Source organism: Luteimicrobium sp. DT211, from assembly GCF_049844995.1.
In the GTDB taxonomy this organism is placed as follows: Bacteria; Actinomycetota; Actinomycetes; order Actinomycetales; family Cellulomonadaceae; genus Luteimicrobium.
The window spans coordinates 628,704-641,129 of record NZ_JBNCMC010000003.1; the positions used below are offsets into that span (position 1 = coordinate 628,704).

Below are 12,426 nucleotides of genomic sequence, written 5' to 3' on the forward strand. Positions count from 1 at the left end.
CTGTCACCATGAGTCATGGCAGTCGCACCCATCACGGACCTCGCCGACGAGCCCGACGCCCTCACGATCGGCCGCCGGATCCGCCACCTGCGGACCCAGCAGGGCATGACGCTCGACGAGCTCGCCGCCGCCATCGACCGCGCGCCGTCGCAGGTGTCGATGATCGAGAACGGCCGGCGCGAGCCCCGGTTCACGCAGCTCCAGCAGATCGCGAAGGCGCTCGGGGCGACCCTCGACGACCTGTTCTCGACCGAGCCGCCCAGCCGCCGCGCGGCGCTCGAGATCGAGCTCGAGCGCGCGCAGCGCGGGCCGCTGTTCGACGCGCTCGGCATCGCGTCGGTGCGCGTCGGCAAGGGGCTGCCCGGCGACGCGCTCGAGGCCCTCGTCGCGCTCCAGCGGGAGATTGACCGCCTCCACCGCGAGCGTGCGTCGACCCCGGAGGAGGCGCGGCGTGCCAACACCGAGCTCCGCGCGTCCATGCGCGCGCAGGACAACCACTTCCCCGAGCTGGAGCAGGCGGCCCGCGAGCTGCTCGACGCCGTCGGGCACGCCGGCGGCCCCCTGTCGCAGCGCGTCGCGTCCCAGATCGCCGAGCACCTGGGCTACTCGCTGCACTACGTCGGCGACCTGCCGCAGACCACCCGCTCCGTCATCGACCAGCGGCACCACCGGCTCTACCTGCCCGGCGGCTCGCGCGGCGGCGGGTTCTCCCGCACCGCGGTCCTCCAGGCGCTCGCCGCGCAGGTCCTCGGGCACACCGAGCCCCACGACTACGCCGAGTTCCTGCGCCAGCGCGTCGAGTCCAACTACCTGTCGGCCGCGGTGCTCATGCCCGAGGACGACGCCGCCGCCCTCCTCGCCGAGCAGAAGGGCCGGCGGGAGATCTCCATCGAGGACCTGCGCGACGCGTTCGCCGTCTCCTACGAGGCCGCCGCGCACCGGTTCACCAACCTCGCGACCGCGCGCCTCGGCCTGCGCGTGCACTTCATGAAGGTCCACGAGTCGGGCGTCATCCACAAGGCCTACGAGAACGACGGCGTCCGGTTCCCCGCGGACCCGCTCGGCGCCGTCGAGGGCCAGCCCGTGTGCCGGCACTGGACCGCGCGGACGATCTTCGGCGTCGAGGACCGGCTCAGCCCCTTCTCCCAGTACACCGACACCCCCGCGGGCACCTTCTGGTGCACGTCGCGGACCCAGCGCACCGCCGACGGCGAGTTCTCCGTGAGCGTCGGCGTCCCGTTCTCCGAGGTCAAGTGGTTCCTCGGGCGCGACACCCCGCACCGCGACGTCTCGCGGTGCCCCGACGAGACCTGCTGCCGGCGGCCCGAGGGCGTCATCGCCGACCGGTGGGAGGGGCACGTCTGGCCCGCGCCCGCGCCGCACGCGTCGATGCTCGCCGCCATGCCGACCGGGGCGTTCCCCGGGGTGGACTCGTGGGACGTGTACACGTTCCTCGAGCGCCACCGGCCGCGCGGCGGGGAGTAGGCCCGACGGCGCGGCGCGGGCCGTCAGGCGGGGCCGGCGAGGGCCTCGTCGGCCTCGGCCGCCGCGAGCTCGGCGACCTTGAAGTGCATCTTCTTGCCGGTCGCGGTCATGGGCAGCTCGTCGACGACGCGGTACGCGCGCGGCCGCTTGAAGTTCGCCAGGCCCGGGTGGTCCAGGGCGTGCCGGTCCAGCTCCTCCGGCGTGGGCGGGTCGGCCGGGTCGTGCGAGACGACGTACGCCACCACGCGCTGGCCCCACCGCTCGTCGGGGACCCCGACGACGGCCGCGTCCCGGACCTTGGGGTGCTCGGCGATCACCTCCTCGACCTGCACCGGGTAGACGTTCTCGCCGCCCGAGATGATCATGTCGTCCTTGCGGCCCAGGATCGTCACGAACCCGTCGGCGTCCCACGTGGCCAGGTCGCCGGGGTAGAGCCAGCCGTCCACGAACTTCTCGTCGTCGTCGATCCCGACGTACGCGAACCCGGACTTCGGGGTGCGCATGATGACCTCCCCGATCTCCGTGCCGTCGGGCGCGACCGTCTCGTCGGCCCGGGCCTTGCGGTCCGGGAAGACCTTGACCACGCGGACGTCGTCGTCGGTGCAGGCGCGACCCGCGGAGCCGGCGTGCTCGGGCAGGTCCTCCGGGCGCAGGAACGTGTTCCAGAACGCCTCGGTCGTGCCGTAGCCGTTGAAGATCCGCGGCGTGAGGAGCCGCTGGTAACGCAGCGCCGCCGCCCGGTCGAGCGGCGCGCCCATGGTCACGATGCCGCGCAGGCCCGACAGGTCCCGCGGCCTGCGCTCCTGCTCGTCGGCGAGGAGCTCGAGCGTGGTCGGCGCCCCGACGAGGAACGTGATCCCGTGCTCCGGGACCCAGTCGAGGACGGTCTCCGCGTCGAACGCGCGCAGCGGCACGACGGACCCGCCGACGTAGAACACCGGGTTCGGGCCGCCCGAGTACAGGCCGCCGCGGTGGAACCACGGCGTCATGTTGAGCGTGCGGTCGGTGGGGGCGAGGGGGAAGTGCATGATGACGTCGTGCGCCGACATGACCTCGACGATCGAGGGGAGCGACACCCCCTTGGGCAGGCCGGTCGTGCCGGAGGTGTAGAGGCGGGTGGCCTCCTCGTAGGTCGAGAAGTCCTCGGGCAGGGCCGGCACGGGCGCGGTCGCGGCGGCGAGCGCGTCGTCGAACCCGACGGCGCCGGCCGGGCCGCCGTCGCCCGCGGCGCCGACGACCAGCAGCGCCGGCGCGACGCCCGCGATCTCGAGCGCGTGGCCGGCGGCGGCATCGAGCGTCCCGTCGTAGACGAACACGGTCGGCTCGGACTCGCGCAGGATGTGAGCGGTCTCCGCGGGGGCCAGCCGGAAGTTCACGGGCACACCGACGGCGCCGAGCCGCTGGGTCGCGAGGTAGAGGATTGCGAACTCGACCGAGTTGAACAGCTGGTAGACGACCCGGTCGCCACGGTGCGTGCCCCGCTCGGCGAGGGCCGACGCCGCGCGGTCGACGACGGCGTCGAGCTCGGTGTAGGTAAGCGTCCGGCCCGTCGGCGGGTCGACGACCGCGACGCTCCGCCCGAACCGCCGGACGTTGCGGCGGAAGCCCGCCTCGTAGGTGAAGTCGTGCTCGAGGTAGTGGCGGAGTCGTGACGCGTCGTAGGCCATCGGTGGCGAACCCTCTCTTCCGGGCGCCCCACGCCGGGGCGTCCTCCCAGACCCTCCTGCGGGGCCAGGTTACGCCCGCGTAGGTCCGGGTGCCCGGGCGGTTCGGTCGGTGGTCACCCGGGTCCGAACGCCCCCTGCTCGTCGTCGGGGACGCCGTCCTCGTTGATGTCCGCCGGCCTCGCCCGGGCCGCGTCCCGCCGCAGCAGCAGCGCGGCGACGGCCGCCGAGACCACGGACGCGACGAGGACGGCGACCTTCGCCTCGGAGACCCGGGCGGCGCCGTCGGGCGTGGCGAGGTCGAACGAGAGCTCGGCGACGAGGAGGGCGACCGTGAACCCGATGCCGGTGAGCGCGCCGACGGGCAGCATGTCCCGCAGCCCCACCCCGGGCGCGAGGCGCAGCGGCGTGAGGCGGACGGCGAGCCACGTGGTGCCGAGGACGCCGAGCGGCTTGCCGATCACCAGGCCCGCGAGCACGCCCAGCGCCACGGGCGACGTGAGTACGCTGCCCAGCCCCTCCCCGCCGACGACCGTCACGCCGGCCGCGAAGAACGCGAACACCGGCAGGGCGATGCCGTTGGAGATCGGTCGCCAGGCGTGCTCGACGCGCTCGGCCCGGCCCACGAGCTCGCCGTGGACCGCCCGGGTCGGGATCGCGAACCCGAGGAGCACGCCGGCGATCGTCGCGTGCACGCCGCTCGCGTGCACCAGCGCCCACGCCGCGACGGCGAGGGGCACGAGGACCCACCACGGCGCCCGCCGCGCCCGCGCGACGACGCCGAACACGACGATGCACGCCAGCCCGCCGAGCAGCGGGAGGAGGGCGACGTGGTCGGTCAGGAAGAACGCGATGACGACGATCGCGAGCAGGTCGTCGACGACCGCGAGGGTCAGCAGGAACGTCCGCACCGGCGCGGGCAGCCCGCGCCCGAAGACGGCGAGCACCGCGAGCGCGAACGCGATGTCGGTGGCGGTGGGGACGGCCCAGCCGGCGCGGGCGCCGCCGTCGTGGTCGAGCAGCGTCGTCAGGAGGTAGAGCAGGGCCGGCGCGACCATGCCGCCGACGGCCGCGAGGACCGGGACAGCGGCCCGCCGCGGGTCCCGCAGCGAGCCGGCGACGACCTCCTGCTTGAGCTCGAGGCCGACGACGAAGAAGAAGATCGCGAGCAGCCCGTCCGCGGCCCAGGTGCCGAGGCTGAGGTCGAGGTGGAGAGCCGCGAGGCCTTCGCCGCCGGGCACGGCCGCCACGATCGTGTCGTACGTCGCCCGCCACGGGGTGTTCGCCCACACGACGGCGACGAGCGCGGCACCCAGGAGGAGGGCCCCGCCCTTGCGCTCGTCGGTGACGAAACGGCGGGTGGCGGCGAGGGCGGACGGTGCGGGCACGGGACCTCCAGGGGCGCGACGACGAATGCCGACCAGGCTTCCCGGCTCACCACGAGCCAGGCTACCGGCTCAGTCGTGCCACGTGCCGACCCACTCGTCCCAGCGCGGGCCGCCCTCGAGCGTGGCCCCCTCGGCCGCGGCCTCCCGCAGCCCCCGCACGACGAGCGCCAGGTAGCGCAGGTGGAGCGCGTCCACCTGGGGCCGGGGGTAGGGGAGCGGGGGGCGCAGGTGGACGAGCAGCTGCATGACGTCGGCGGCACCGAAGCCCGCGGGGATCCGCGCGGCCGCGCGGTCGTGCGCGACGAGGCGCTCGAGCGCCACGCGGAGCTCCTCCGACGCCGCGGCGAGCTCGGGCGGCAGCGGCCTGCCGGTGCCGACGGGTCGGAGGAGGGGGCCGCGGGCGCCCGTGATGTGGCCGGCGACGAAGGTCTCGACGGCGCCCGGCGCGTCGCGGGCGGGGGGCGCGGCGTCGAGGCCGTCGGCGACGTCGGTCGCGAGGCGGGCGACCTCGCGCACGCCGTCCAGGCGGAGGGCCTCGACGAGGGCGTCCTTGGTCGGGTAGCGGCGGTAGACGGAGGCGACGCCGACGGCGGCCCGCCGGGCGATGTCGGCCATGGACGCGGACTCGCCCTGCGCCGAGAAGACCTCGCGAGCGGCGTCGAGCACCGCCGTGTCGTTGGCCCGCGCCTCGCGGAGCCGGCCGGGGAGCGCGACGGGTGCGGCGTCGTCGGGGGCGGACATGTGCTCACGGTAACCCGCGACGGTCTGCTAATCTGAATCGGAACGGAGACTCCGTTCCGATCCAATCCCGCAGAGAGCGAGCCCCGTCGTGTCCACCGCAAGCCCCGCCCGAACCAGGTCGACGACCCGGCGTCCGGGCCTCGTCACGCTCGCGCTCAGCGCGGTCGTGCTCTCGTTCTCGCTCATGCAGACGCTCGTCGTCCCCGCGCTCCCGACGATCGGGCGCGACCTCGGCGCGAGCTCGCAGGGGACCGGCTGGGTCCTCACCGCGTTCCTGCTCGCAGGTGCGGTGCTGGCGCCGGTGATCGGCAACCTCGGCGACCGGGTCGGGCACCGCAAGGTGCTGCTCGGGACGGTCGCGGTGTTCGTCGTCGCGACGCTGCTCGCCGCGGCCGCGCCCAACCTCGCCGTCCTGCTCGGCGCCCGCGTGCTCCAGGGCGTCAGCACGGCCACCTTCCCGCTCGCCCTCGCCCTGGCGCGTCAGGTGCTCGCCGGCCCCCGCCTCGCGGCGGCGTTCGGCTGGATCGCCGGGATGATCGGCCTCGGGGCCGGCGCCGCGCTCGTGCTCGGCGGGCTCATCGTCGAGGCGCTGTCGTGGCGCTGGATCTTCGTGCTCGCGGCAGTGCTGATCGCGGTCGCGGGCGCGATGGTCGCCGCGTGGGTCCCCGCCGGGACGGCCCCCGCCGTGACCCGGCGCACCGACTGGGCGGGCATCGTGCTGCTGGCCACCGGCCTCGTCGGTGTCCTGCTGGCCGTCTCCCAGGGCGGGTCGTGGGGCTGGACGTCCGGGCGGACCGTGGTGCTCGGCGTCGTCGGCCTGCTCCTGCTCGCGGCCCTCGTGCTCGTCGAGCTGCGCAAGGCCGCGCCGGTGGTCGACGTGCGCACGTTCCGCCACGCGCCGATCGTCCTGGTCAGCCTGCTCACGGTGGCCGTGGGCTTCGTCCCCTACGTCTGCTACGTCGCGCTGCCGATCCTCACCCAGGCGCCCGAGGCCACCGGCTACGGCCAGGGCATGAGCGTGACGGTGTCCGCGCTGGCGATGCTCCCGAGCGCCGTCCTCGTGTTCCTCGGTGGCCGGATGACGCCCTTCGTCGTCGCGCGGGCCGGTGGGGGCGTGGCCGCCCTTCTCGCCGCCGCCGTCATGGCCGTCGGCGCCGTCGGCCTGGCGCTGTGGCCGACCGAGCCGTGGGCCGTCGTCGTCTGGTTCGGGGTGCTGGGTCTCGGCAACGGGATCGGGTACGCCATCTGCGCGCAGCTCGTCGCCACGCTCTCGCCGGCCGAGGAGACCGGCGCTGCGACCGGGCTCAACAGCGTCGTGCGGACCGTGGGTTCCGCGGCCGCGGCGCCCGTCGTCGCCGCGCTGCTGGCGACCGGCACGGTCTCCGACCCGTCGGGACCGTTCGCCGAGGCCTTCTGGATCGCGGCGGCCGCGAGCCTCGTGGGCGTCGTGGTCGCGATCGCCCTCATCGCGCGGACGCGCCGCAGCGCCTGACGCGCCTCACCCGACGGGGGCCACGCGCTCCGACCACGGGCTCGCTGCCTCGAGCTGCGCCGACAGCGCGAGCAGGGCCGCGTCGTCCCCGAGCCGCCCGGTGAGCATGACGCCGACGGGCAGCGGGTCCTCCGTCCAGCCGAGCGGGAGGCTGACGGAGGGCCGCCCGGTGAGGTTCGCGACGCTCGTCCACGGGGTGAAGCGGGTCTGGGCGGCGAAGTCGGCCGCGGGATCGGCGTCGTCGCGCATCGACCCGACGGGCGCGGGCAGCTGGGCGAGCGTCGGCGTGAGGACGACGTCGAACGCCTCCCACGCCGTCGCGACCTGCTGGGTGACGCGCTGCATCCCGGCGAGGGCCTGCGCGAACGCGAGGCCGGTCTGCTCGCGCCCCGTGGCGCGCAGCCAGCGGGTGAGAGGAGTGAGCAGCGGCTCGGCGTCGGCCGGGACCGGGGCGGACAGCGCGCCGACCGACCAGAGCGCGGCGAAAGCGCCCCAGTCCTCGGCGGGGAAGGGCACAGGCGCCTCGGTGACGTCGTGCCCGAGCTCGTCGAGCAGGGCGACGGCGTGGTCGACGGCGCGCAGGCACGCGGGGTCGACCGCGGCGTCGTCCGCGATGACGGGTGCCACGAGGACGCCGACGCGGAGCGGCCGGGGCGGGGTGTCGCACGCGGCCAGGTAGGTCCCTGCGGCGCCCGGGCCGCCCGGCGCCACGTACGTGTCGCCCGGCCGGTTCACCGCGAGGACGTCGAGGAAAGCGGCCGTGTCCCGGACGGTCCGCGTGAGGACGCCGTGGGCCGCGAGCCCGACGCCGTCGGTGGCGTGCGGTCCCCAGCTCACCCGGCCGCGGCTCGGCTTGAGGCCCACGAGGCCGGTCGCGCTCGCGGGGATCCGCAGCGAGCCGCCACCGTCGTTGCCGTGCGCCACCGGCACGATGCGGCTGGCGACGGCTGCCGCCGCCCCGCCGCTCGAGCCCCCGGCGGACCGCGTGAGGTCCCAGGGGGTGCGCGCGGGCGGCGCGACGTCGGGCTCGGTGTACGGCGGCAGGCCGAGCTCGGGGGTGTTCGTCTTGCCGGGCATGACCGTGCCGGCGTCACGCAGCAGGGTCACCACGCCGTCGTCGACGGGCGGCACGAAGCCCCGGAGCGCGGCCGACCCGGCCGCCATCGGGACGCCCGCGACCATCGTGAGGTCCTTGATGGGGAGCGGGACCCCGAGGAACGGCGGGAGCGCGTCGGTGGTGCCGTCCCGGCGTGCGGCGACGAGGGCGTCGTCGGCGGCGCGGGCCTGCTCGCGCGCGAGCTCGGGGGTGAGCGTGACGAACGCCCCGACCCGTGGGCCGAGCCGCTCGGCCCGCTCGAGCGTGTGCTCGACGACCTCGCTCGCCGAGGTGTGGCCGCTCCGGAGGGCGGCGGCGAGGGCCAGTGCGTCGAGGTCGTGGAGCTCGGTCACGGACCGACCCTAGCCCGATGTCGGTGGTGCGGGGCACGCTGGACGGGTTGACGGAGCCAGCCTCCGGATCTATATTCCTTGAAGTATTATTCCAGTCGGAACACCGTGCCGATCGCATCACCAGGGGGTGACGGATGGCTCGCCGCGAGCTGTCGTCCATCGCGCTCATCGTGCTCGGCCTGCTCGACCAGGGGCCGCTCCACCCGTACGAGATCCTCCGGATCATGCGGACGCACCGCGACGACCTGCGCGTCCCGACGAGCGTCGGCTCGATCTACCACGCCGTCGAGCGGCTGGAGCGCGACGGGCTCGTCGTCGCGCTCGGCACGGGGCGCGAGGGCGCACGGCCTGAGCGCACCACCTACGAGATCACCGACGCGGGGCGCGCCGAGCACCGCCGTCGCACCCGCGAGCTCCTGCGGACCGTCCAGCCCGAGTACCCGGCGTTCGACGTCGGCCTCGGGCAGGCGGACGCCCTCGAGGCCGACGAGGTCGTGGCGCTCCTGCGCGAGCGGCTCGACACCGTCCGCGCCGAGCAGGCCGCCTACGACGCGACGCTCGGGACGATCGTCGGCCGCGGCGTCCCGCGCCGGCACCTGCTCGACGCGCTCTACGAGCTCGACCAGCGCGCCACGCAGATCGCCTGGATCGAGCGCACCGTCATGGAGATCGAGTCAGGAGAGCTCGACTGGAGCACGCCCCACTTCCCGACGCACGGGCCCGATGCCCACGCCGGCACGCACAGCCAACCGACCGACGACGCGCCGTCGTCCCCAGCGAAGGACCCCGTATGACCACCCCGCTCGTCGACCTCAAGGGTCGCAGCCCGTGGAGCGTGCTGCCGCCGCTCGTCCTGGGCTTCTTCATGATCATGGTCGACACGACCATCGTGAACATCGCCGTGCCGTCCATCCAGAAGGCGTTCGACGCCAACCTCACCGACGTGGGCTGGGTGAACAGCGGGTACCTGCTGTCGTTCGCCGTGCTCATGCTGCCGGCGGGGCGGCTCGGCGACCGCTACGGCCCGCGCGCGCTCTTCATGTTCGGCCTCGTGCTGTTCACCGTCGCGTCCGCGGCGTGCGGCCTCGCCGGGTCCATCGGCTTCCTCATCCTGGCGCGCGTCGTGCAGGGCGTCGGCGCCGCCGCGATGACGCCGCAGACCATGGCCGTCATCACCCGGGTCTTCCCGGCCAAGAGCCGCGGCGCGGCGCTCGGCGTCTGGGGTATGGTCGCCGGCCTCGCCACCATCGCCGGGCCGGTGCTCGGCGGCCTGCTCGTCGAGAGCTGGGGCTGGGAGTGGATCTTCTACGTCAACATCCCCGTGGGCGTCGTCGCGCTGGTCTGGGCGGTCGCCACCGTGCCGCACCTCGAGACGCACAAGCGCTACTTCGACGTCGCCGGCACGGTGCTCGCCGTGGTCGGACTGTTCCTCCTGATCTTCGGCCTGCAGGAGGGCGACACGTACGACTGGGGCACGATCACCGGCCCGATCGGCATCTGGGAGCTGATCGGCGCGGGGCTCGTCGTGCTGGGCGTGTTCGTGTTCTGGCAGCACCGCCTGGGGGAGAAGGCGCTGCTCCCGCTGCGGCTCTTCCACTACCGCAACTTCTCGCTCGCGAACGTGTCGGCGTTCATGATCTCGTTCGCGATGCTGGGGATCTTCTTCCCGCTGACGATCTTCCTGCAGTCGATCCTCGGCCTCAGCCCCCTCCACGCGGCGCTGGTCAACCTGCCGGCCTCGTTGCTGTCGGGCGTCGTGGCTCCGTTCGCCGGCCGCCTGTCCGACCGGATCAACGGCAAGTGGGTCGTCGCCGCCGGCTTCGGGTTCATCGCCCTGTCGCTCGTGCTCGTGTACAGCGTCCTCTCGCCCGACGTCTCCGAGGCCACGCTCGTCTGGTGCATGATCCCGTTCGGCTTCGGCACCGGCCTGGTCTTCTCGCCCATGGTCAACCTGGCCACGGCCGGCCTCGACCACCGCACGGCCGGCGCGGGCGCGGGCGCCTTCAACACCATCCGCCAGGTCGGGAGCGTGGTGGGCTCGGCGGCCATCGTCGCGATGCTCACCGGGCGCCTCACGACGACCATCCCCGACGCCGCGCGGAGCGTCGTGTCGACGCTGCCCGGCGACCTGCAGGCGCCGTTCGCGAAGATCTTCTCCGGCGGTGACGTGTCGGCCGACACGATCCAGCAGGGCTTCCAGCCTCCGGCCGGGGTCACGGGCGACGCGGCCCGGCAGATCGGCGCCGCCGCCCAGCAGGCCGTCGGCGACGGCTTCACCGTGGCCGTCAAGGACACGCTGCTCCTGGTCGTCGGGGCGCTCGTCGTGGGCGGCGTCGCCGCCCTGTTCATGTCGCCGACGCGGCGCAAGGCCGCCGACACCGACGCGGCGTCGGGTGCGGGGGAGTCCGCGGAGGAGCCCGCCGCCGTCTGACCTGCGGCGCCGCCCGGCGGCCCGGCCCCGTGCACACGGAGCCGGGCCGCCGGGCTCGTCGCAGCGCCGTCGTCGGCCGGATTAACTTTGTGTGACGGCTGGGCGACGCGCCCGCGTTCCTCTCGACGGGGAAATGACACGGGCGTAGTTTGCCGACATGGGCGACGCATCGTCGCCCACGGGAGGCCAGCCCATGAAGCGTGCTCCGCGAGCAGTCGCGGTCCAGGCGCGGGAGGGCCGGTACCGGCCCGGCGTCGGGCACGGGCCGGCCGACCGCGGACCCGCCTGAGGGAGCCTGCCGTGGACCAGATCTCGCCTGCCGCGTCGGAGAACACCAGCTCGACGGAGGCACCGGACGCGCCGGACGGCCGCCGGACGTTCGTCCTCGACACATCCGTGCTCCTGTCGGACCCGCGGGCGATGCTCCGCTTCGCCGAGCACGACGTGGTCCTGCCGATCGTCGTGATCACCGAGCTCGAGGCCAAGCGACACCACGCCGAGCTCGGCTACTTCGCGCGGAGCGCGCTGCGGCTCCTCGACGAGCTCCGCGTCAAGCACGGGCGGCTCGACGCCCCGATCCCCGTGGGCGACGCCGGCGGCACGCTGCGGGTCGAGCTCAACCACACGGACCCCACGGTGCTGCCCGCCGGCTTCCGGCTGGGGGACAACGACACCCGGATCCTCTCGGTCGCTGCGAACCTCGCGTCCGAGGGGTGCGTCGTCACCGTGGTCTCCAAGGACCTGCCCATGCGGGTCAAGGCGTCGGCCGTGGGGCTCCGGGCCGAGGAGTACCGCGCAGAGCTCGCCGTCGACTCCGGCTGGACGGGCATGGCCGAGCTCGACCTGGCCGACGAGCAGATGGCCCACCTGTGGGAGGCCGAGTCGGTCGAGCTCGCGTCCCTCGACCCGGCGACCGTCGAGGCCGCCGCGCCGCTCCACTGCCACACCGGCCTCGTCCTGCACAGCCCGCGCGGCTCCGCGCTCGGGCGCGTCACGGCGGACAAGCACGTCCAGCTCGTGCGCGGCGACCAGGACGTGTTCGGGCTCCACGGACGCTCGGCGGAGCAGCGGGTCGCGATCGACCTCCTGCTCGACGACGCGGTCGGCATCGTCTCGCTCGGCGGCCGGGCCGGCACCGGCAAGTCGGCGCTCGCGCTGTGCGCCGGGCTCGAGGCCGTGCTCGAGCGGGGGCAGCACCGCAAGGTCATGGTCTTCCGCCCGCTGTACGCCGTCGGCGGCCAGGAGCTGGGCTACCTGCCCGGCACCGAGAACGAGAAGATGAACCCCTGGGCGCAGGCGGTGTTCGACACCCTCGGCGCGATCGTGTCGCGCGAGGTCGTCGAGGAGGTGCTCGACCGCGACCTCCTCGAGGTGCTGCCGCTCACCCACATCCGCGGGCGCTCGCTCCACGACGCGTTCGTGATCGTCGACGAGGCGCAGTCGCTCGAGCGGAACGTCCTGCTCACGGTGCTCTCGCGGATCGGCCAGAGCTCGCGCGTCGTCCTCACCCACGACGTCGCGCAGCGCGACAACCTCCGCGTCGGCCGCCACGACGGCGTCGCAGCGGTCATCGAGTCGCTCAAGGGGCACCCGCTGTTCGCGCACGTGACGCTGACCCGCTCCGAGCGGTCGGCGGTCGCGGCGCTGGTCACCGAGATGCTGGAGCAGATCGAGGTCTGAGCCGACGGGTCCTGTCGTCGAACACGGGCTCCGCGATCGTCCGCAGCCGCGGACGGTCGCGGAGCCCGTCGTCGGCGGGCGGGGATCCCGTGCTCG

The 12,426-nt window shown here is 74.4% G+C and carries 9 protein-coding genes; 5 read left to right on the forward strand and 4 right to left on the reverse strand.

Going from position 1 to position 12,426, the window contains the following annotated elements:
• Nucleotides 1-15 precede the first annotated feature (15 nt).
• Nucleotides 16-1,485: a helix-turn-helix domain-containing protein gene (locus ACLQ14_RS10425; protein ID WP_425812625.1), complete on the forward strand. Its 1,470-nt coding sequence runs from the start codon at nt 16-18 to the stop codon at nt 1,483-1,485.
• Between the two features lie 23 nt (nt 1,486-1,508).
• Here the strand turns inward: ACLQ14_RS10425 and ACLQ14_RS10430 are convergent, their stop codons facing one another.
• The 3 genes from ACLQ14_RS10430 to ACLQ14_RS10440 all read right to left on the reverse strand — a co-directional run bounded on the left by ACLQ14_RS10430 (nt 1,509) and on the right by ACLQ14_RS10440 (nt 5,278).
• A complete protein-coding gene (locus ACLQ14_RS10430) occupies nt 1,509-3,152 on the reverse strand; it encodes a class I adenylate-forming enzyme family protein (RefSeq protein WP_425812626.1) in 1,644 nt (547 codons plus the stop codon).
• 113 nt (nt 3,153-3,265) lie between these two features.
• Nucleotides 3,266-4,537, reverse strand: a complete 1,272-nt coding sequence (gene nhaA / locus ACLQ14_RS10435; protein WP_425812628.1) for a Na+/H+ antiporter NhaA — start codon at nt 4,535-4,537, stop codon at nt 3,266-3,268.
• A 69-nt stretch (nt 4,538-4,606) separates the two neighbouring features.
• Entirely contained in the window at nt 4,607-5,278 is a 672-nt protein-coding gene (locus tag ACLQ14_RS10440; protein WP_425812630.1) for a TetR/AcrR family transcriptional regulator, read from the reverse strand.
• An 88-nt stretch (nt 5,279-5,366) separates the two neighbouring features.
• Between ACLQ14_RS10440 and ACLQ14_RS10445 the strand changes: the two genes are divergently transcribed.
• Nucleotides 5,367-6,770: an MFS transporter gene (locus ACLQ14_RS10445; protein ID WP_425812632.1), complete on the forward strand. Its 1,404-nt coding sequence runs from the start codon at nt 5,367-5,369 to the stop codon at nt 6,768-6,770.
• 6 nt (nt 6,771-6,776) lie between these two features.
• On the opposite strand, the gene ACLQ14_RS10450 is transcribed toward ACLQ14_RS10445, so the two are convergent.
• Nucleotides 6,777-8,219 (reverse strand): amidase, encoded by a 1,443-nt coding sequence (locus tag ACLQ14_RS10450; RefSeq protein WP_425812633.1) that lies wholly within the window; start codon nt 8,217-8,219, stop codon nt 6,777-6,779.
• A 134-nt stretch (nt 8,220-8,353) separates the two neighbouring features.
• Here ACLQ14_RS10450 and ACLQ14_RS10455 point away from each other — a divergent pair, with 134 nt between their 5' ends.
• The 3 genes from ACLQ14_RS10455 (at nt 8,354) to ACLQ14_RS10465 (ending at nt 12,330) form a co-directional block, all read left to right on the forward strand.
• A complete protein-coding gene (locus ACLQ14_RS10455; protein ID WP_425812635.1) occupies nt 8,354-9,013 on the forward strand; it encodes a PadR family transcriptional regulator in 660 nt (219 codons plus the stop codon).
• Nucleotides 9,010-10,650 (forward strand): DHA2 family efflux MFS transporter permease subunit, encoded by a 1,641-nt coding sequence (locus ACLQ14_RS10460; RefSeq protein WP_425812637.1) that lies wholly within the window; start codon nt 9,010-9,012, stop codon nt 10,648-10,650. The genes ACLQ14_RS10455 and ACLQ14_RS10460 overlap by 4 nt, the downstream gene beginning before the upstream one ends.
• 420 nt (nt 10,651-11,070) lie before the next feature.
• Nucleotides 11,071-12,330: a PhoH family protein gene (locus ACLQ14_RS10465; protein ID WP_425812886.1), complete on the forward strand. Its 1,260-nt coding sequence runs from the start codon at nt 11,071-11,073 to the stop codon at nt 12,328-12,330.
• Nucleotides 12,331-12,426 lie beyond the last annotated feature (96 nt).

Coding starts and splice junctions, on each gene's coding strand:
- ACLQ14_RS10425 (WP_425812625.1), top strand. CDS start 16: ATGGCAGTCGCACCCATCACGGACCTCGCCGACGAGCCCGACGCCCTC.
- ACLQ14_RS10430 (WP_425812626.1), bottom strand. CDS start 3,152: ATGGCCTACGACGCGTCACGACTCCGCCACTACCTCGAGCACGACTTC.
- ACLQ14_RS10440 (WP_425812630.1), bottom strand. CDS start 5,278: ATGTCCGCCCCCGACGACGCCGCACCCGTCGCGCTCCCCGGCCGGCTC.
- ACLQ14_RS10455 (WP_425812635.1), top strand. CDS start 8,354: ATGGCTCGCCGCGAGCTGTCGTCCATCGCGCTCATCGTGCTCGGCCTG.
- ACLQ14_RS10460 (WP_425812637.1), top strand. CDS start 9,010: ATGACCACCCCGCTCGTCGACCTCAAGGGTCGCAGCCCGTGGAGCGTG.
- ACLQ14_RS10465 (WP_425812886.1), top strand. CDS start 11,071: ATGCTCCGCTTCGCCGAGCACGACGTGGTCCTGCCGATCGTCGTGATC.